The 21,019-nt window shown below is 35.3% G+C and carries 11 protein-coding genes, 1 tRNA gene and 3 rRNA genes; 4 read left to right on the top strand and 11 right to left on the bottom strand.

Annotation, left to right across the window (positions count from 1 at the left end; all coding sequences use genetic code 11):
- Positions 1-718 precede the first annotated feature (718 nt).
- The 6 genes from DMR38_RS00560 to DMR38_RS00535 all read right to left on the bottom strand — a co-directional run bounded on the left by DMR38_RS00560 (position 719) and on the right by DMR38_RS00535 (position 8,978).
- The gene (locus tag DMR38_RS00560) at positions 719-1,693 is read right to left on the bottom strand and encodes a ribose ABC transporter permease (protein WP_207670768.1); all 975 of its coding nucleotides are present in this window, start codon (positions 1,691-1,693) and stop codon (positions 719-721) included.
- On the bottom strand, positions 1,690-3,189 hold the full coding sequence (locus DMR38_RS00555) for a sugar ABC transporter ATP-binding protein (protein ID WP_127719513.1): 1,500 nt from the start codon (positions 3,187-3,189) through the stop codon (positions 1,690-1,692). Before DMR38_RS00555 ends, DMR38_RS00560 begins: the two co-directional genes overlap by 4 nt.
- Before the next feature lie 90 nt (positions 3,190-3,279).
- Positions 3,280-4,266 (bottom strand): sugar ABC transporter substrate-binding protein, encoded by a 987-nt coding sequence (locus tag DMR38_RS00550; protein ID WP_175412887.1) that lies wholly within the window; start codon positions 4,264-4,266, stop codon positions 3,280-3,282.
- 444 nt (positions 4,267-4,710) lie between these two features.
- On the bottom strand, positions 4,711-6,084 hold the full coding sequence (locus tag DMR38_RS00545; RefSeq protein WP_175412886.1) for an MFS transporter: 1,374 nt from the start codon (positions 6,082-6,084) through the stop codon (positions 4,711-4,713).
- Between the two features lie 39 nt (positions 6,085-6,123).
- Positions 6,124-7,656: an alpha-N-arabinofuranosidase gene (locus tag DMR38_RS00540; RefSeq protein ID WP_127719510.1), complete on the bottom strand. Its 1,533-nt coding sequence runs from the start codon at positions 7,654-7,656 to the stop codon at positions 6,124-6,126.
- Between the two features lie 236 nt (positions 7,657-7,892).
- Positions 7,893-8,978 (bottom strand): GntR family transcriptional regulator, encoded by a 1,086-nt coding sequence (locus DMR38_RS00535; RefSeq protein WP_127719509.1) that lies wholly within the window; start codon positions 8,976-8,978, stop codon positions 7,893-7,895.
- A gap of 376 nt (positions 8,979-9,354) precedes the next feature.
- Between DMR38_RS00535 and DMR38_RS00530 the strand changes: the two genes are divergently transcribed.
- The 4 genes from DMR38_RS00530 to DMR38_RS00515 all read left to right on the top strand — a co-directional run bounded on the left by DMR38_RS00530 (position 9,355) and on the right by DMR38_RS00515 (position 14,414).
- Entirely contained in the window at positions 9,355-10,959 is a 1,605-nt protein-coding gene (locus DMR38_RS00530; protein ID WP_127719508.1) for an FGGY-family carbohydrate kinase, read from the top strand.
- Positions 10,960-11,083: 124 nt separating this feature from the next.
- Positions 11,084-11,785 carry an L-ribulose-5-phosphate 4-epimerase gene (locus DMR38_RS00525; RefSeq protein ID WP_127719507.1) on the top strand — a complete coding sequence of 234 codons (702 nt, stop codon included), beginning with the start codon at positions 11,084-11,086 and terminating at the stop codon, positions 11,783-11,785.
- A 20-nt stretch (positions 11,786-11,805) separates the two neighbouring features.
- On the top strand, positions 11,806-13,272 hold the full coding sequence (araA, locus tag DMR38_RS00520; protein ID WP_127719506.1) for an L-arabinose isomerase: 1,467 nt from the start codon (positions 11,806-11,808) through the stop codon (positions 13,270-13,272).
- Positions 13,273-13,379: 107 nt separating this feature from the next.
- On the top strand, positions 13,380-14,414 hold the full coding sequence (locus tag DMR38_RS00515) for an aldose epimerase family protein (RefSeq protein ID WP_127719505.1): 1,035 nt from the start codon (positions 13,380-13,382) through the stop codon (positions 14,412-14,414).
- A gap of 114 nt (positions 14,415-14,528) precedes the next feature.
- Here the strand turns inward: DMR38_RS00515 and DMR38_RS00510 are convergent, their stop codons facing one another.
- From DMR38_RS00510 to DMR38_RS00490, 5 genes are all read right to left on the bottom strand, one after another.
- Positions 14,529-15,272, bottom strand: coding sequence for a peptidylprolyl isomerase (locus tag DMR38_RS00510; protein WP_127719504.1), 744 nt, complete (start codon positions 15,270-15,272; stop codon positions 14,529-14,531).
- A gap of 105 nt (positions 15,273-15,377) precedes the next feature.
- Positions 15,378-15,453: transfer RNA gene (locus tag DMR38_RS00505), tRNA-Phe, on the bottom strand.
- A 9-nt stretch (positions 15,454-15,462) separates the two neighbouring features.
- A 5S ribosomal RNA gene (gene rrf, locus DMR38_RS00500) occupies positions 15,463-15,579 on the bottom strand.
- 241 nt (positions 15,580-15,820) lie between these two features.
- Positions 15,821-18,710 (bottom strand): 23S ribosomal RNA (locus DMR38_RS00495).
- Positions 18,711-19,047: 337 nt separating this feature from the next.
- A 16S ribosomal RNA gene (locus DMR38_RS00490) occupies positions 19,048-20,557 on the bottom strand.
- Together the 16S, 23S and 5S rRNA genes with 1 tRNA gene alongside form the textbook arrangement of a ribosomal RNA operon.
- Positions 20,558-21,019: the final 462 nt, after the last annotated feature.

Here is a 21,019-nt window from a genome sequence, read left to right as displayed (position 1 = left end):
TTTTTATGGCTCTATAGAAAATCAACACTAACTTCGCATTTCTGCGTCAAACCTTTCGCTGTGGTGCTCATTTACTTAAGTAAACTCCGCTCCTCGCTCAAAGCTTTCCTTGAACTACTCGTTATTATTGATTTTAGTATATTACTAAATGTAATACACCAAATTACGAAATTACTTTTTTAGCTGCTCTCGCAGTTCAAAAGAATTGCTGGTTTATTCTAAATAAGTTGTACTTATATCTTCCTCTGTTTAATTTTCAAGGATCATTTTGCTGCCTCACTTCGACAGCTTTTATAGTATATCATGTATTTTTTGCTCTGTCAACACTTTTCATTATTTTAAATAAAAACTATTGATTTAATCTGTTTCTGTAATTTCCATGACAACGAAATCTATTATATCACAGCCTATGTTTAACTCAATTCACTAGCTTCGGTATTTTTATAGCTTAATTTACATTTTCTACTTTATACTACTTATATTCACCATTTTTCTCACATAGATACACATGGATATGTTTATACTTAATTTATATTCTAGCACACCATTATATTACCCATTTTAAATAAATATGATACCTAATTACATATCATTAAATAGCACTAATAAACAAATTTCTTTAAGGTAAAACTACAATATTTAAATGCAAAAAAGTTTCGGATGTAATCTGAAACTTTTTAACAAAAATCGATAGCCATCTTGTGAATTTATGAAAGTATTATTTAGAAGTTCTTTTCTTTCTTATTACATCAATTCCTACAGCTAAAATTATAATTGCACCTTTAGCAAATCTCTGTGGTCCCTGTTGTACATCTAGTAAGTTCATTCCATTTGCAATTACTCCCATAATTAAAGCACCAATAAGTGTCCCAACTATGCCACCTTCTCCACCAGTCATACTTGTTCCACCTATAGCTACGGCTGCTATAGCATCAAGTTCATTCCCATCACCTGCAACTGGTACTGCTGAATCAAGCCTAGCTGTTAAAATTATAGCAGCTATAGCACAGCATATTCCAGAAATCGTATAAACCAACATCTCATATTTATCTACATTTATTCCTGAAAGTTTACTTGCTACTCTATTTCCTCCAATAGCATACATGTATCTTCCAAATTTTGTGTATTTAAGTACATAATAACCTAATGCAAATATTACTGCCATAATAATTGCAGGTATTGGCACAACTCCAATAAATCCAGCAAAGCTTTTAAACCCAGCTGAGAAAGAATATACTGGTTGTCCATTTGTTATAGTATATGCAAGTCCTCTAGCCATAGTCATAGTTCCTAGTGTCGCTATAAAAGGTTGGAGTTTAACCTTTGATATTAAAATTCCATTTAAGAAACCAATAGCTGCACCTAGTATAATACCTACTAAAATAGCTAACCCAACGGACATTCCTGCTTTCATGCATAATGCCATAATAAGTCCTGTAAATGCAATAATTGAACCAACAGATAAGTCGATTCCTCCAAGTAATATTACAAAAGTCATGCCAACAGATATTATTCCAATTTGTGCAATCTGCTGCAATATGTTAAATATATTTTTTACAGTAAGAAAATCTGGAGACAACACAGCCATAACTACAATTAAAACAACTAATGCAATGACAACCCCAAGCTTATCCAATATGTCATTTATACTAATCTTTTTCTTTTTTTCAGTATCTTCTAACTGATTCATCATTCTATACCTCCTGTTGCATAATGCATTATTTTTTCTTGAGTAGCCTCATCTTTACTTAATTCCCCAGTTATTTTTCCTCTGCACATAACTAATATCCTATCGCTCATGCCAAGTACTTCAGGAAGTTCTGAAGAAATCATAATTATTCCTACTCCACTTTTAACTAAATCATTCATAATATTATAAATTTCTATTTTAGCACCTACATCTATTCCACGAGTAGGTTCATCCACAATTAAAACCTTTGAATCAGATAATAGCCACTTTGCTATAACAATCTTTTGTTGGTTTCCACCACTCAGTGTACCTGCAATTTGTCTATATCCTGAAGACTTAATTGCTAATTTAGATATATAATCTTTTATTTCTTTGACTTCTTTTCTAAGATTTAATTTTATAGGATTACTAATATATTTGCGAAGAGATGCTAGTGTTATGTTCTGACCTACACCCATCTGTAAAACAAGTCCTTCATCTCTTCTGTTCTCCGTTACAAATCCTATACCATTTTTTATTGCTTTCATAGGGGAATTTATTTCAACTTTTTTATCTTTTAAATATATTTCACCAGAATCAAATGAATCTATACCAAATATAGTTCTCATTACTTCTGTTCTTCCCGCACCCATAAGGCCAGAAAATCCAAGTATTTCGCCCGATTTCAAACTGAAATTTATATTTTCAAAAACTCCTTTTTTGGTTAATCCTTTAACCCTTAATATTTCTTCTCCTAAATCAACCTTTATTTTAGGAAATTTTTCTTTAATTTCTCTTCCTACCATTAATTTTATAAGTTCATCTATAGATGTATCTTTGATATTAACTGTTTCTATAGTTTCTCCATCCCTCATAACAGTAACTCTATCACCAATTTGAGCAAATTCCTCAAGTCTATGAGAAATGTATATTATAGAAACTCCTTCAGATTTAATTTTTCTCATTATTTTAAATAAATTATCTATTTCTTTTTCTGTCAGAGCTGCTGTTGGCTCATCCATTATTATGATATCAGAATGAACCGATAGTGCTTTTGCTATCTCAACCATTTGCTGCTGGGCAATTCCTAAACTCTTTATTGGTTTATCTACAGGTATATCTACATTTAAGTAATCAATCATCTTTTGTGCATCATTATACATTTTTTTGAAATTAACCTTACCAGGCACCTTGGATTCAGGCTCTCTTCCAAGATATATGTTCTCAGCAACCGTCATATAGGGAACTAAATTAAATTCTTGATAAATTATACTTATTCCAAGTTTCTCAGCATCTTTTGGAGAATTTATCTCTACTTTATTTCCGTTTAGTATAATGTCTCCACTATCTTTTGAATATGCGCCGGAAAGTATCTTCATAAGCGTTGATTTACCTGCACCATTTTCGCCAAGTAAAATATGAACTTCTCCTTTTTTAACTTCAATTCCCGAATTTTTAAGGACTGTAACTCCTGAAAAACTTTTAGTTATGTTCTCCATTTTCAATATAGTTTCTGACAATATTACCCCTCCTTTTGCTACAAATTATGTAACTAAATATTTACTCTTAGAAAATGTTAAAACTAACATTTTCTAAGAGTAAATATAGAATTATTTTGCTTTATAAGTACTAACGTTACTCTTGTCTACTACAAAAGTCTTTGTCTTATCTAATTTATTTGCCATTTTTTCACCTTTTAAAGCTTTAGAACAATCTATTATACTTTCTTTACCAATTTGTTTTGGATCTGTATAAATTGTAGCAGTAGTCTCTCCCTGTGCAATTGAGTCTAAAGTAGCTGGATTTCCATCTATACCAATAGTAACTCCATCCTTAACTCCTGCTGATTTGAAAGCTTGAGCTGCACCTATTGCCATTTCATCACTCAATCCATAAAACATATTTATAGCCTTATTAGCTTGATAAAGGTTAGTTGCAACATTCATACCTTTTTCTCTCTGCCAATCAGCTGGTTGTGTAGCTACAATCTTTACATTTGAATATTTTTTAGCTTCATTTACAAAGCCACCTTTTCTATTGTCTGTAAATACACCAGGAAGACCCTCTAGAACACCCACATTAAATTGTTTATCCTTAAGTTTAGTTCCTAAATAATCTGCAGCTTGAGCTCCTGCTTGTTTTTGGTCATATCCAACATAAGAATAAACATCTGCACCCTTTATTGGACTTAAAGAGTTAAATACAATAACTGGTATCTTTGCATCATTTGCTTTTTTTACAACAGCAGCCATAGTTTTATCATCTGTAGTACATATTGCAATAGCATCAACTTGTTGAGTTATAACATCTTCAACTATTTTTAACAATCCATTGAAATCGTCTTCTGTTTGAGGAGCCAATACTTTTATGTTAAATCCTTCTTTAGCTGCTTCTTGCTTTGCTCCTGTAACAGCCTGAGTATAAAATGGACTTACAAGTGATGGTGGAATAAATGCTATCGTTTTCTTTTTACTGCTTGTACCAGAATTTGAAGTGCTCGTACTTCCACATGCCATGAGACCTATACTTAGAACTAATACAAGTCCACATAATAGAATTGACCTCATGCTTTTTCTAATTGATTTAAATTTAATCATTTTTAAATCCCCTCTCCTTTTAATTAAAAAATCAAGTTTATATTGTAAATTTTTATTACTAGTCTTAGCAATTGTAATTACTGTTAGTGTATTCATTATATCCATATTAGACCCTTATATTCCATTAAATGAAAGCGATTACTTAAATTTATAATAATATTTGTTCGTACAAATGTCAATTGTTTTTTGTGATTATCAGTATTAATTTTTATATTTTGTCATAAAGTTAACTATTCTTTATTAATTACTATCTTTTGAATTTTATTATTACATTTATACCTATAAGTTGAAAAATATAGGGAGTGCCTTTTCTAATGATAAAAAATCATCAGAAAAGGCACTCCCTATTATTTATTTGTTATTCTGTTTAAACTAAAACTTTGTTTCACTTATTCATTTTTATATCTTACTTACAAAATTGTATAAAATTTTCAAATACATTTATTAGTTATTTTCGGTACTCATTTTACTTTTTCTTAATTGCAAATCCTTCATAATGCGTGGATACTCTTTGTCAAGTCCATAACAGAGCAATAATATAATTTGAGCAACATATATTATTATTGGAACATGAATAAACAATGCTTTTATTGAAAATACTGCAGAACTAGCTTGCACTGCTTGTGCACCATTATATCCGCCCCAAGCTAAAATCCATCCTGTTATGGCTGTACCAAAACCTATACCCATCTTTTGTCCTAAACTACCTCCGCTATAAAGCAATCCTTCATTTCTTATGCCTGTTTTCCATTCTCCATATTCTATAGTATCAGGAAATAATGCCCATACTCCTCCTAACAAGAAAGCTTGACCAAAACCTTTGACAATTTGAGAAACCATAACAACTGTTAAACTATACGGATTTATTATTGTAATTAAGTAGCCGCCTATGCTTATTATTGAACCAATGATCATAGCATTTCTTTTTCCATATTTATCATAAACTTTTGAGATCATAAGGAATCCTACTAATACTGGAGCTAAATATGCAATAGTTAATCCTCCAACTAAGGAAGAATTACCAAGAAGATATTTAGCATAATATACCGTACTACCTTGATTTATAGCATATCCAATACTATAAACTATAAAAAATATGGTTGCTATAAACCAATATTTGTTTTGACATAAAGCCTTTAGACTAATTTTCAAAGGAATCTTTTCCTTTTTAATTGGTTTTACTCTTTCTTTTTGCGTTTTAAAAACATAAACAAATAATATTAAAGAAACTACTCCTAAAACTGAATAAGTCAAAGCCCATCCAGGTTGTTTTCCTCCAAATAAGTTTACCAATGGCATTGTAAGATTAGTAACAATTAATACTCCTATTTGTGCCAAAAACATTCTAAAAAGATTTAATACCTCTCTCTGATGTTGGTCTTGAGTAACCAATGAATTTAATGTGCCATAAGGAATAGCAATTGCGGTAAACGCTATCATGAGTAAGTTGTAAGATATTACAATATACACTATCTTCCCAAAAATACTTATGTTTGGTACCATAAATATTGACACCGTTAACACAACGAAAGGAATTGATCCCCATAATATCCAAGGACGAGCTTTACCATACTTTGAATTAGTTTTATCAACAATTGTACCCATTATAACATCTAAGACACCGTCTAAACAACGTGAGAACAGCATAATAGTTCCAATAATAGCAGCAGACATACCAACAACATCAGTATAAAAATATACTACAAACATTCCTAAAGAAGCCCAGGTAAAGTTAATGGCTAAATCTCCACATCCATAACCAAATTTTTCACTAAATTTCAAATTTTCTTTAAAAGCATCTTTATCTTGCATTTTCATATCCACTTATCTTCCCACTCCCCTCATAATTTATTGAAATTACTTTATAATTAAAACGTTCCAAGAAAGTTTTGGAAGAACAACTTCCGTACCATCACAATTTGAAAGATCTTTTTCCTTTACAATAACATTGTTAGGACTTTCAAATGTATTTCTAAGTTCTAAGTCATCTCCAGATAATACAAATTGTTTAGAAATTTTACGATTCCCAAAGCCATTAAATTGAAGGTCTAATTCTGTATCTTCATCCTGATTACAATTTAATGCAAATACTCTAATTTCGTCAGATTCTTTATCATAAACAGTAGCTGCTTCTACTAAAGGTAATTCACCAAAATCACATTTATAAGTTGCACCATTAACAGATGGTTTAAGTACAGATCCTCTACCATAATTACTAACCATACTAAATGGATAATAAGTTGACTGTTTTAAAATTCCTCCATTTCTCTGAGTTGTAATAGGTGCTATTACATTAATTAATTGTGCAAGACATGCAATCTTTACTCTATCAGCATTATTTATTAAAGTTATTGCAAGACCACCAACTGTTAGAGCATCTAAAAGACTATATTTTTCCTCTAAAATTGAAGGAGCTTCTTCCCATTTCTCAGCTGAAGTTACTTCAAAAGTCGTTAATCCCTGTAAATCGTCAAGACTGTCAAGTTTTATATCCTGGAAGTTCCATACATTCCATTCATCTAAACATATTTTTATATCTTTTTCTTCCTTATTTTTTGCCTTTACATAATCAAGAACTCTTTCTGTATTCTTTATATGGTCATCAAGTTGCTTATATGATGCCAGAAAATTTGATGTTCCTTGATTAGTATTCATATTATAATTATGAGTAGATATGTAATCAACATAAGGATAAAGTTCTTTAAGTACAATTCTATCCCAGTCCATGTAAGTAGGAAGCATTTCATAACTACTTCCACAAGCAACTAATTTAATATCCTTGTCTACCCATTTCATAAGTTTAGCAGCTTCACAAGCTTTTTTTGCATAATCTTCTGCTGATAAATGACCTGCTTGCCAGGTACCTTCCATTTCATTTCCAAGACACCAATATTTTATATTATAAGGTTCCTTACTTCCATTTTTAATACGAAGATCACTCCAGTAAGTTCCGCCAGGATGATTACAATACTCTACAAGTTCAGCTGCACTTTTAACACTACCTGTTCCTAAATTAACTGCTATCATTGGTTCAATACCAACTTTTTTTGCCCAACGACAAAAATCATCAATTCCAAATTGATTTGTTTCAACACTTGACCAAGCAAATTCCATCCTTTTAGGCCTGTTCTCCTTTGGTCCAATGCCATCTTTCCAATCATAATTAGAAACAAAGTTTCCACCAGGGTAACGAACCAATCCTAACTTTAAATCCTTTATTACTTTCATAGCATCTGTTCTAAATCCATCTTCATCAGCCTTTTCATGTCCTGGTTCATAAATCCCACTATATACAGCCCTACCTAAATGCTCAATAAATGAGCTATATAAGTTTTCATTAACATCCCCAATCTTAAAATGATTATCATAATAATAACTAACTTTTTTCACTTTATAACAATCTCCTTTCTTAATAAATAAAATATAATTAATATAATTTTTGAAAGCGATTACTTAAATTAATAATAATATTTGTTCGTACAAATGTCAACATTATTTTATTTTTATAGGGATAAGTTTCTATATTTCTTGAAAATTTGATCATTTTATTAGATTTTTTACAAAAATAATCCTCATGCTATTCATAAGGATTATTTTTAAAATTTTATTTTATTATGTACATAAATTTAAATTGATGTTGTAGAACTTCTAATAATAATTTCAGGTTCATATAATATTGAATCACCTTCATTAAAATGATTATTATTATTAATTAATCTGATAATTAATTTGGCAGCATCTATTCCCATCTTTTCTTTTGGATGAGTTATTGATGTTAATTTCGGTTCCATGATTTTTGCCATTGGAGAATCATCGAATCCAATAATCGATAAATCCTCAGGAACCTTTAATTTTAAACTATGTGCAATATTTAACACCATGTATGCAATTTCATCATTATAACAAAATACACCTGTCGGACGTTTTTCCTGTTTTAAAACATTCTTTATCTTTTCAGGTAATAGTGTATTCGTTTCCTCTGACAGATAGGTTAAAATTTTATCTTGTCTTAATAATACATTGCTTTCCTGACACCCAGTAATAAAGCCATTCATCCTATGTACACCTTGTAGGTCATCTACCTTGAAAATACCAGCTATATTTTTATGCCCTAAAGTAATCAAATACTTTGCAGCTATATTGCCCCCTTTTAAATCATCTACACATAAGCTTGGCACTTTAACTTGAGAATAAGATGCATTTATCATAACAAAAGGTATATCTTGCTCTATTAAATTGTTAAAATAGCCCATGTTAGGACTTTGATACGCACTCTTTGTAGGTTCTACAATAAGTCCATCTATTTTATGTGCTAATAAATTTTTTAAATTGCTACTTTCAAGCATTATGTTATTCTTAGTAGAAGATAATAAAAGAGAGTACGATTCATCATATAGTGTATCTTCAATTCCTCTAATTATATCAGGGAATATATAGTTGGAAATATATGTTGTAAGCACCCCAACATTCTTGTTATTTCTCAAGTAAATTTCATTTTGTTTAAAATCAGATACATATATTCCACTTCCCTGCAATCTATACAAGTACTTCTCTGCCGCTAGATCACTTATTGCTCTTCTTATGGTATGTCTACTAACCTTAAATAGCTCCATAAGTTCTGATTCTGTTGGAATTTTTTCATGTGGTTTATATTTTTCATTAACTGCCCAGCTAATAATTTCTTCTTTTACTTTTTCATATTTATGTTTCATGTTTATCTCCTGCATAAAATAATAGTTTATTATATTACACCTAATATTATAATACATATCATATGATATTAAAGCATAAAAATATAAAAAGTAAAATAATTACAAATTCAAAACAATTTGTACTAATAAATTTACAAGTAAAATTAATGTTTAATGGTATAGCAATTGTTTACGAAAAAGTAGCTATATTTGCTTAAAATACTGTAATAAAACCCGATAATATCATTATTAAAAATAATTGCCTAGCAAGTAATTATCTAAATACATTTAAAATACGTACGTATCTTTTTTTATATATTTATTGACATGTACGTATACAAATGATATATTTATCATAAAAAACCGTTTACTATTATTGTAAGGGGAGGTAATTCTATTGACTATAAATAAGAATAAAATAAAAGAAATTCAAAATGGCAAAACATCATTAGGGATAGAATTTGGTTCTACTCGTATTAAAGCTGTTCTCATTGGAAACGATTTTTCTCCATTAGCTAGTGGCAGCTTTGAATGGGAGACAAGCTTAAAAGATGGTATTTGGACCTACTCACTAGAAGAAATCTGGAAAGGATTACAATATAGTTATCAAAAACTTTTTGCTGAAGTAAAAGAAAAATATGGTGTCACACTTTCAAAAATTGGTTCAATTGGTTTTTCAGCAATGATGCATGGATATATGGCCTTCGATAAACAAGGCAACCTACTTGTTCCATTTAGGACATGGCGTAATACCATGACAGAAGAAGCATCGAAGAAGTTAACAGAATCATTTCAGTTCAATATTCCTGAGAGATGGAGCATAGCTCATTTATATCAGGCTATTCTCCGTAAAGAACCTCATATTGAAAAGCTTGATTTTATAACTACTTTAGCTGGTTATATTCATTGGCAATTAACAGGTAAAAAGGTTTTGGGTATTTGTGATGCATCAGGAATGTTTCCAATTGATATGAATACTCATAATTATGATAACCATATGTTAGAAACATTCAATCACTTGCCAGAAGTTGAAAAGTATTCATTGAATGTAGAGAAGCTTTTACCAAAAGTCTTACTAGCCGGGGAAAATGCTGGCGTCTTAATTCCAGAAGGAGCCAATAAACTTGATGTGAGTGGAAATCTTCAAAGTGGTATTCCACTATGTCCACCTGAAGGAGATGCAGGTACAGGAATGGTTGCTACAAATTCAGTTGCACCACGTACAGGAAATATATCTGCAGGCACATCAATTTTTGCAATGGTAGTCCTTGAGAATCCACTTAAGAAGGTTCATCCAGAGATTGATATGGTAACAACACCTACAGGAGACTTAGTTGGAATGGTCCATGCAAATAATGGTTATTCTGATATAGACGCATGGGTTAATATCTTTCATGAATTTGCCGAAGCAATAAATGTCAACATTCCAAGAGATCTTCTTTATATGGGACTCTATACTCAAGCATTTCTAGGTGATCCTGATTGTGGAGGAATTCTTGCATATAACTATTTTGCAGGCGAAAATATCACAGGTGTTTCGGAAGGTAGACCTCTAATTGTACGAAAACCAAAAAGTAATTTCAATCTACCAAACTTTATGAAAGCACATCTCTTTACTTCACTAGGAGCATTGAAAATTGGAATGGACATTCTCCTAAAAGATGAAGGCGTAAAGCTTGACAAGTTACTTGGTCATGGTGGATTATTCAAGACACCTATTGTAGGACAAGAAGCAGTTGCAGCTGCAGTAAATACACCAGTATCAGTTATGGAAACTGCAGGTGAAGGCGGTGCATGGGGAATTGCACTATTAGCTAGTTATTTGAATAATAAGGAAGGCAATTCCACACTAGCAGAGTTTTTATCTAAGAAGGTTTTTGCTGGTTATGTAGCTGATGAAGTAAAACCTGAAGCAAAAGACGTTAAAGGTTTTGAACAATTTATGAAACGTTATAAAAATGGAATTCCTATTGAACAAGCTGCAGTGGATTATTTAATCTAGATGAATAAGTTAGAAACAATTAAGACAATATTTAAAATTAACTTTTAATTATTTATAATTACATTGTTTTAAGAAATTGCTGAAACTAAAACAATTTATCTTATTAGTGAAAGAAGGTTAGCTCATGTTAGAAGATTTAAAAGAAAAAGTACTCGAGGCTAATTTGATGTTACCAAAATACCATATGGTAACATTTACATGGGGCAACGTAAGTGGAATTGACCGCAGTCAAGGTCTTGTAGTTATTAAGCCTAGTGGTGTTGAATATACAAAAATGAAAGCAAATGATATGGTCGTTGTAGATCTTAATGGGAAAGTAATTGAAGGAGATTTAAATCCCTCGAGTGACACAGCAACTCACTTAGTATTATATAGAAACTTCCCTGACATCTTAGGCATTGTACACACCCATTCTCCTTGGGCCGTATCTTTTGCTCAAGCAGGTATTTGCATTCCTGCAGCTGGTACTACACATGGAGATTATTTCTACGGAGATATTCCTGTAACACCAAAGATGACTAAAGATGAAATAGTCACAGATTATGAGAAGCAGACAGGAGATGTAATTGTTAAAATATTCAAGAACAATAGTATTAATCCAAATGATATACCTGGAGTTCTTGTAAATGATCATGGTCCATTTACTTGGGGAACCAATCCTAAAAATGCAGTTCATAACGCAGTTGTTCTAGAGGAAGTTGCAAAGATTGCATATCATGCTATTCAACTAAATCCTCATAACATTAGAATGGATCAAATTTTATTGGACAAACACTTTAAACGTAAGCATGGTAAAAATGCTTATTACGGTCAAAATAATAAGTAAAAATGAGGGGAGTACTTAATATGTTAAAAAATAAAAAAATGGAATTTTGGTTTATTGTAGGCAGCCAACATTTATATGGTGAAGAGGCACTAGCAGAGGTAAAAGAACATTCTATGGAAATTGCAAATACTTTAAATAAGAGTGGCAAATTACCTTATCCTATTGTATTTAAATCTCTTGCAACTTCTGCCAGTCAAATAACAAAACTTATGAAGGAAGTAAACTACAATGATAATGTAGCTGGTGTTATTACATGGATGCATACATTCTCACCAGCTAAAATGTGGATTGCTGGTACTAAATTATTACAAAAACCATTACTTCATCTAGCAACACAATTTTACGAACATATTCCTTGGAAAACAATTGATATGGACTATATGAATTTACATCAAAGTGCTCATGGTGATAGAGAATATGGTTTTATTAATGCTAGATTAAAAAAACATAATAAAATTGTTGTAGGCCATTGGAAAAAGGAAAATGTTCAAAAACAAATTGCAGATTGGATGAATGTAGCTGTAGGCTATATTTTAAGTCAAGATATCAAAGTTGCACGTTTTGGCGATAACATGCGTAACGTTGCTGTTACTGAAGGTGATAAGATTGAAGCTCAAATTCAGTTTGGATGGACAGTAGATTACTTCGGAATTGGTGATTTAGTTGCTGAAATGCATAAAGTTTCCCAAAAAGACATTGATGATACTTATGAAGAATTTAAAAAGATTTATATTATGGATGTAGGAGAAAATGACCCTAAATTCTATGAGAATCAAGTAAAAGAACAAATTAGAATTGAAATTGGACTGCGTCATTTCTTAGAAGCAGGAGACTATACTGCATTTACAACAAATTTCGAAGATTTATATGGTATGAAACAGTTACCTGGACTTGCAGTTCAGCGTTTAAATGCTGAAGGATATGGTTTCGCAGGAGAAGGTGATTGGAAAACTGCTGCTTTAAGTAGACTTATAAAAATCATGACAAACAATAAAAAGACAGGATTTATGGAAGATTATACTTATGAATTAAGTGAAGGTAATGAGGAAATCTTAGGCGCTCATATGTTGGAAGTTGATCCAACATTTGCATCTGACAAGCCTAGAGTTGTGGTAAAACCATTAGGAATAGGTGATCGTGAAGATCCTGCTCGTTTGATATTCAATGGATCTACTGGTAAAGGTACTTCAATGACAATGCTAGATCTTGGAACACATTATCGTTTGATAATCAGTGAAGTAAATGCTGTAGAACCTGCAGAGGATACTCCTGAACTTCCTGTAGCTAAGATGGTATGGAAGCCTGAGCCAAACTTTGATGATGGTGTAAAAGCTTGGATTTATGCTGGTGGTGGTCATCATACTGTTCTTACTCTAGGATTAACAGTTGAACAAGTATATGATTGGGCCCGAATGGTTAATTTAGAATCAGTTATTATAGATCATAATACAAATTTAAGAGATATTATAAGAGAAACTACAAAATAATTAATTAAATAAAGGTGTGCCTATTATTTAATTTTATCATAACACAAATAATTAAGCATATCTAAATTTTTTATCTTATAAAATTTAGTATTAAAGGAGTATATACAATGATAGAAAAAAGTGTTTTTGGTTCTTTCAAAGGAACCAACATTTACAAATATACAATGACTAATAAACATGGTATGAAAGTTTCCTGTATCTCCCACGGAGCTACTTTAACAGAAATTGTTGTACCAGATAAGTTAGGCAACTTTTCAAATGTTTTGTTAGGCTTTGACAACTTAGATAGTTATATAAAAGATAGAAAAATGTTTCTAGGAGCAGCTATAGGGCCAGTAGCTGGTCGCATAGCTAATGGCTCTTTTAAAATTAAAGGTATCTCCTATAATGTTCCTAAAAATGAAGGTGAAAATACACTTCATGGTGGCACTTATGGTTTCAATTCTCTTATATGGAATAGTAACACAGAAGATTCTGAAGAAGCCTCTAGTGTACTTTTTTATAGAACTATATCTACCGAAGAAGATGGATTTCCTGGGACATTAAATGTAGAAGTTAAATATACACTTAATAACAATAATGATTTATTAATCACTTTTAGTGGATTAAGCAATAAAGATACACTTTTTAATCCTACAGTACATTCATACTTCAACTTAAATAATGACATTACAAAGTTGTTCTCAAGTCATACACTACAAATTAGTGCATCCCGTTATGCTGAAATTAATGAAGACTTATTACCAACTGGTACTTTAAAAGAAGTTGCTGGAACACCTTTTGATTTCCAGCAACCTAAAAATTTGGAAGATGCAATTAAATATTTGCAAAATGAATCGGGACTCAATGGCTTTGACCATCCCTTTAATGTAAATGGTAAAAATATTGCTACTTTAATTAATCATGATACATGTAGACGCTTAGACATTGAATCAGACCGTAATGCCCTAATCGTTTATACTCTTAATATTAAAGATGACACTTGGAAAGTGCAAAATCAAAAATTGGTTTCCAATATGGGAATAGCTTTGGAACCGCAGACATTACCTGATGCAATTCATTATAAAAATTTCGGTGACATTATATTACCTGCAAATAAAAGAAAATACTATAATATCACATACCACTTTAGTTTAATTTAAAAGTAATTTCCACTAACTACCAACAAATTGTATAAAAATAATGGACATAGATTTTGTTTTTACACAAACCTATGTCCATTGATACCTTGTGGTATTGTTATTACACTAGTCGTATTACTTCATTTCAACTTTATATTTACTTCTCAATTCTTTATTAAATTTTGAATACTGATATTTCTGTCTTTCTTGTAATAATCCATTCTTAATAGCGTTCTTTACTTCGTCATAAGATGCTATAGAAGGTTCTATTTTCTCTTCCACTTTTATAAGATGGTATCCAAATTGAGTTTTTACAGGTTCACTAACTACGCCTATATCTAAACTAAATGCAGCGTTCTCAAATTCTGGAACCATTTGTCCTCTAGCAAATTCACCTAAGTTGCCACCTTGAGCCTTAGATGGACAAGTTGAATATTTTTGTGCAGCTTCCTCAAAGGACATACCTTCTGAAATTTCTTTTGAAATTTTCTTAGCTTTTTCTACACTATCTACTAATATATGCTTTGCTTTTACTCTTTCAGGCTTTTTATACATATCTTTATTAGCTTCATAATAATCCTGACTTTCTTTATCCGTTACATTAACCTTATTCATAACTTTAGATATAGCTATTTGAGTTAATATTTCTTTTTTAGCAGATTCCAGCATCTTTAAATACTCATCATCTTTTTCTAAGTTTTCGTCTTTAGCGTAACTATATGCTAATTCAAAAAATACCATCTCATTAAGTAAATATTTCTTACCTTCAGCCGTATTTAATTGATTTCTCTTATCTTGTGGAAATCTATTAATTGCTTCTTTAAGATCGCTTTCTTTTATTTCCATTCCATTTACAATTGCTAACACATCATTTTGCATATAAGTTTCTCCTTAATATTTTTATATTTTATACTTAATTATTACATAGTTCAATTATTTTTTCTATATAAAATAAAAAAAGTTTCAGATTATATCTGAAACTTTTGGTGGCCAGACCAGGAATCGAACCAGGGACACGAGGATTTTCAGTCCTCTGCTCTACCGACTGAGCTATCTGGCCAAAAAACTTACCTGGCAGCGACCTATTCTCCCACAGGGCCTCCCCTGCAGTACCATCGGCACCCTGAAGCTTAACCTTCCTGTTCGGTATGGAAAGGGGTGTTACCTTCACGTCATTACCACCAGATTTTATTATCGAAAATTGTTATTAACTTCGTCCAGCTTCGTCAAACAACTCACTCCGGTGCTCAATTACTTTAGTAAGTTCCGCTCCTCGTTCATCATTTTCCTCGCTGTACTCGTTACTACCAATTTTCTTTTATATTGCTTTTTTAAGGTCATAACAATTGTAAATTGTCAACTATCAATTCTCAATTGTTTCTGTCCTCTCAAAATTGCACAGTAAACTTTTTTCTTTCGCTTTTTATTTGGTCAAGCCCTCGACCTATTAGTATCAGTCAGCTTAGCAAGTTACCCTGCTTACACCTCTGACCTATCTCCTCGTGTTCTTCGAGGGGTCTTACTAGCTTACGCTATGGGAAATCTTATCTTGAGGTGGGCTTCACACTTAGATGCTTTCAGCGTTTATCCCTTCCCAACTTGGCTACCCAGCTATGCTCCTGGCGGAACAACTGGTTCACCAGCGGTCGGTCCATCCCGGTCCTCTCGTACTAAGGACAGCTCCTCTCAAATTTCCTGCGCCCGCGACGGATAGGGACCGAACTGTCTCACGACGTTCTGAACCCAGCTCGCGTGCCGCTTTAATGGGCGAACAGCCCAACCCTTGGGACCTACTTCAGCCCCAGGATGCGACGAGCCGACATCGAGGTGCCAAACCTCCCCGTCGATGTGAACTCTTGGGGGAGATCAGCCTGTTATCCCCGAGGTAGCTTTTATCCGTTGAGCGATGGCCCTCCCACGAGGTACCACCGGATCACTAAGCCCGACTTTCGTCCCTGCTCCACTTGTTTGTGTCGCAGTCAAGCTCCCTTCTGCCTTTGCACTCTTCGAAGAATTTCTAACCCTTCTGAGGGAACCTTTGTACGCCTCCGTTACTTTTTAGGAGGCGACCGCCCCAGTCAAACTGCCCGCCTAACATTGTCCCGTCTCCAGTTTCATGGAGCCCGGTTAGAATCCCAGTACTGTCAGGGTGGTATCCCAACATCGACTCTGTAATGGCTGGCGCCACTACTTCCTAGTCTCCCACCTATCCTGTACAGACAATACCGAAATTCAGTGCTAAACTGCAGTAAAGCTCTACGGGGTCTTTCCGTCCAATCGCGGGTAGCAAGCATCTTCACTTGCACTTCAATTTCGCCGGATTTGTTGTCGAGACAGTGCTCAAATCATTACGCCATTCGTGCGGGTCGGAACTTACCCGACAAGGAATTTCGCTACCTTAGGACCGTTATAGTTACGGCCGCCGTTTACTGGGGCTTAAGTTCTGACCTTCGCTTACGCTTAGTCTTCCCCTTAACCTTCCAGCACCGGGCAGGCGTCAGCTCCTATACTTCAGCTTTCGCTTTAGCAGAAACCTGTGTTTTTGATAAACAGTTGCTTGAGCCTTTTCTCTGCGGCCACTTGCGTGGCTCCCCTTCTCCCTAAGTTACGGGGTTAATTTGCCTAGTTCCTTAACAACAATTCTTCCGATGGTCTTAGGATTCTCTCCTCACCTACCTGTGTCGGTTTGCGGTACGGGCACATAAAAACTCCATAGAGACTTTTCTTGGCAGCGTGAAATCAGGTACTTCCCCTTACGGGTTCCCCATAACACCTCATCATTGATATACCGGATTTTCCTGGTATACCTGACTCGGTGCTTAGACATACATCCAATTGTATGCACACCTTATCCTCCTGCGTCATCCCTTTTGTCAAACGCTTTTATGCGGTATCGGAATTTCAACCGATTGTCCATCACCTACGCCTTTCGGCCTCGGCTTAGGTCCCGACTTACCCTGGGCGGACGAACCTTCCCCAGGAAACCTTAGGTTTTCGACCAATAAGATTCTCACTTATTTCTCGCTACTTATGCCAGCATTCTCTCTCCTGTACAATCCACCGTTCCTTCCGGTACGACTTCTACTCATACAGGATGCTCCTCTACCACTCTTTCGAGTCCACAGCTTCGGTGGTAAGTTTTAGCCCCGGACATTTTCGGCGCATGATCTCTTGACTAGTGAGCTATTACGCACTCTTTAAATGAGTGGCTGCTTCTGAGCCAACATCCTAGTTGTCTTAGAAATCACACATCCTTTCCCACTTAACTTACACTTTGGGACCTTAGCTGGTGGTCTGGGCTGTTTCCCTTTTGACCACGGATCTTATCATTCGCAGTCTGACTGCCGGAATTCAAGTATATGGCATTCGGAGTTTGATAAGGTTCAGTAACTGTTGTCAGCCCCTACCCCATTCAGTGCTCTACCTCCATTACTCATTTCCGACGCTAGCCCTAAAGCTATTTCGAGGAGAACCAGCTATCTCCGAGTTCGATTGGAATTTCTCCGCTATCCACAGCTCATCCCATGGTTTTTCAACACCAACGTGGTTCGGTCCTCCACGGAATTTTACTTCCGCTTCAACCTGGCCATGGATAGGTCACTCGGTTTCGGGTCTACAACATACAACTTCGCGCCCTTTTCAGACTCGGTTTCCCTCCGGCTCCGTACCTTAAGTACTTAACCTTGCTGCACATCGTAACTCGCTGGCTCGTTCTACAAAAAGCACGCCGTCGTACTTTACGTACTTCGACTGTTTGTGGACACACGGTTTCAGGTTCTATTTCACTCCCCTCCCGGGGTTCTTTTCACCTTTCCCTCACGGTACTCCTTCTCTATCGGTCACCAGGTAGTATTTAGCCTTGGGAGGTGGTCCTCCCTGTTTCCCACAAGGTTTCTCGTGTCTCGTGGTACTCTGGATTAGATCTGACTGTTCTTTGCTTTCATTTACAGGGCTTTTACCTTCTCCGGCAGAGCCTTCCAGCTCTCTTCAATTAGCACTTCACAGTATTTATAATCTATCCGCAACCCCAGGAACAAGTTCCTGGTTTGGGCTCTTTCCCTTTCGCTCGCCGCTACTTAGAAAATCGATGTTTCTTTCTCTTCCTCCGGGTACTTAGATGTTTCAGTTCCCCGGGTTTGCCTCTACAAACCTATGTATTCAGTCTGCAGTACCTAGTGTTATCTAGGTGGGTTTCCCCATTCGGATATCTCTGGTTCTCTGGCTATTTGCGCCTACCCAGAGCTTTTCGCAGCTTATCGCGTCCTTCTTAGGCTCCTGGTGCCAAGGCATCCTCCATGCGCCCTTTGTAGCTTGACCTTTCATTATCGAAAATCGTCATTAACTTCGTCCAGCTTCGTCAAATACCTCATTCCGGTGCTCATTTACATAAGTAAACTCCGCTCCTCATTCGGTCTTTTCCTTGCTGTACTCGTTACTGCCAATTTTCTTTGTATCATCTACAAAGGTTATATTATAACCTTAGCTTTACTTTATTTCTTATTTACTGTGCAATTTTCAAAGGACAATTTTTCAATTTACATTGTAAATTGAAAGAAGAATCTATGATCCTTCAAAATTAAACAGAGTAGATTTTCTAACTTACTTAAACCATCAATTTATAAGATAGATTATACTCTATCTTTCGACTCCCTAGAAAGGAGGTGATCCAGCCGCAGGTTCTCCTACGGCTACCTTGTTACGACTTCACCCCAATTACTAACCCCACCTTCGGCCGCGTCCTCCTAAGTTAGACTACGGACTTCGGGTGTTGCCAGCTCTCATGGTGTGACGGGCGGTGTGTACAAGGCCCGGGAACGTATTCACCGCGACATTCTGATTCGCGATTACTAGCAACTCCAACTTCATGCAGGCGAGTTTCAGCCTGCAATCCGAACTGGGGGCAGTTTTTGAGGTTTGCTCCACCTTGCGGTCTTGCTTCTCTCTGTACTGCCCATTGTAGCACGTGTGTTGCCCTGGACATAAGGGGCATGATGATTTGACGTCATCCCCACCTTCCTCCGCGTTAACCGCGGCAGTCTTGCTAGAGTGCTCAACTAAATGTTAGCAACTAACAACAGGGGTTGCGCTCGTTGCAGGACTTAACCTAACATCTCACGACACGAGCTGACGACAACCATGCACCACCTGTATCCCTGCCCCGAAGGGCTTCTCTTATCTCTAAGATATTCAGGGTATGTCAAGTCCAGGTAAGGTTCTTCGCGTTGCTTCGAATTAAACCACATGCTCCGCTGCTTGTGCGGGCCCCCGTCAATTCCTTTGAGTTTTAATCTTGCGATCGTACTTCCCAGGCGGAGTACTTATTGTGTTTACTGCGGCACAGAAGGGGTCGATACCTCCTACACCTAGTACTCATCGTTTACGGCGTGGACTACCAGGGTATCTAATCCTGTTTGCTACCCACGCTTTCGTGCCTCAGCGTCAGTTACGGTCCAGAGAATCGCCTTCGCCACTGGTGTTCTTCCTAATCTCTACGCATTTCACCGCTACACTAGGAATTCCATTCTCCTCTCCCGCACTCCAGATACCCAGTTTGAAATGCAGTGCCCGGGTTAAGCCCGGGTATTTCACATCTCACTTAAATATCCGCCTACGCACTCTTTACGCCCAGTAATTCCGGACAACGCTCGCCACCTACGTATTACCGCGGCTGCTGGCACGTAGTTAGCCGTGGCTTCCTCCTTGGGTACCGTCATTATCGTCCCCAAAGACAGAGCTTTACAATCCGAAAACCTTCTTCACTCACGCGGCGTTGCTGCATCAGGCTTTCGCCCATTGTGCAATATTCCCCACTGCTGCCTCCCGTAGGAGTCTGGACCGTCTCTCAGTTCCAATGTGGCCGATCACCCTCTCAGGTCGGCTACGCATCGTCGCCTTGGTAGGCCGTTACCCTACCAACTAGCTAATGCGCCGCGGGTCCATCTCAAAGCGGATTACTCCTTTAAATCAGTTTTCATGTGAAAATTGATTATTATGCGGTATTAATCTCCCTTTCGGGAGGCTATCCCCCTCTTTGAGGTAGGTTACCCACGTGTTACTCACCCGTCCGCCGCTAATCCACTCCCGAAGGAGCTTCATCGCTCGACTTGCATGTGTTAAGCACGCCGCCAGCGTTCGTCCTGAGCCAGGATCAAACTCTTAATTTAAAAGTTTGTATTGACTCTTCTTATTACGAAATTACTTTTTTAGCTGCTCTCGCAGCTCAAAAGAATTGCTGGTTTATTCTAAATAAGTTGTACTTATATCTTCCTCTGTTTAATTTTCAAGGATCATTTTGCCGCCTCACTTCGACAGCTTTTATAGTATATCATCCATTTCTTGTTTTGTCAACATCTTTTTTCAAAACTTAATTTTGAATTGCGTGAGACATTACAATTGATATTCTCAAATTAATGTCTTCGCTTGATGACGACAGTTGCTATTCTAACACATTACCTATATACATAATTGAAAAATATCACCATTATACAAAATTATCTTATAATATATACACCATAATACTTATTTCTTAAGTATTCTTATACTGACACACTAGGTTATGTTGTTTTTTAATATAACAAAATAACCAGAGCTCTTGGTATCACATACCTAATGCTTATTAACGGTCT

This window comes from Clostridium sp. AWRP, assembly GCF_004006395.2.
Taxonomy (GTDB): Bacteria; Bacillota; Clostridia; order Clostridiales; family Clostridiaceae; genus Clostridium_B.
Note: the sequence above shows the minus strand (reverse complement) of the source record. Positions and strands in the feature narration are given on the sequence as shown.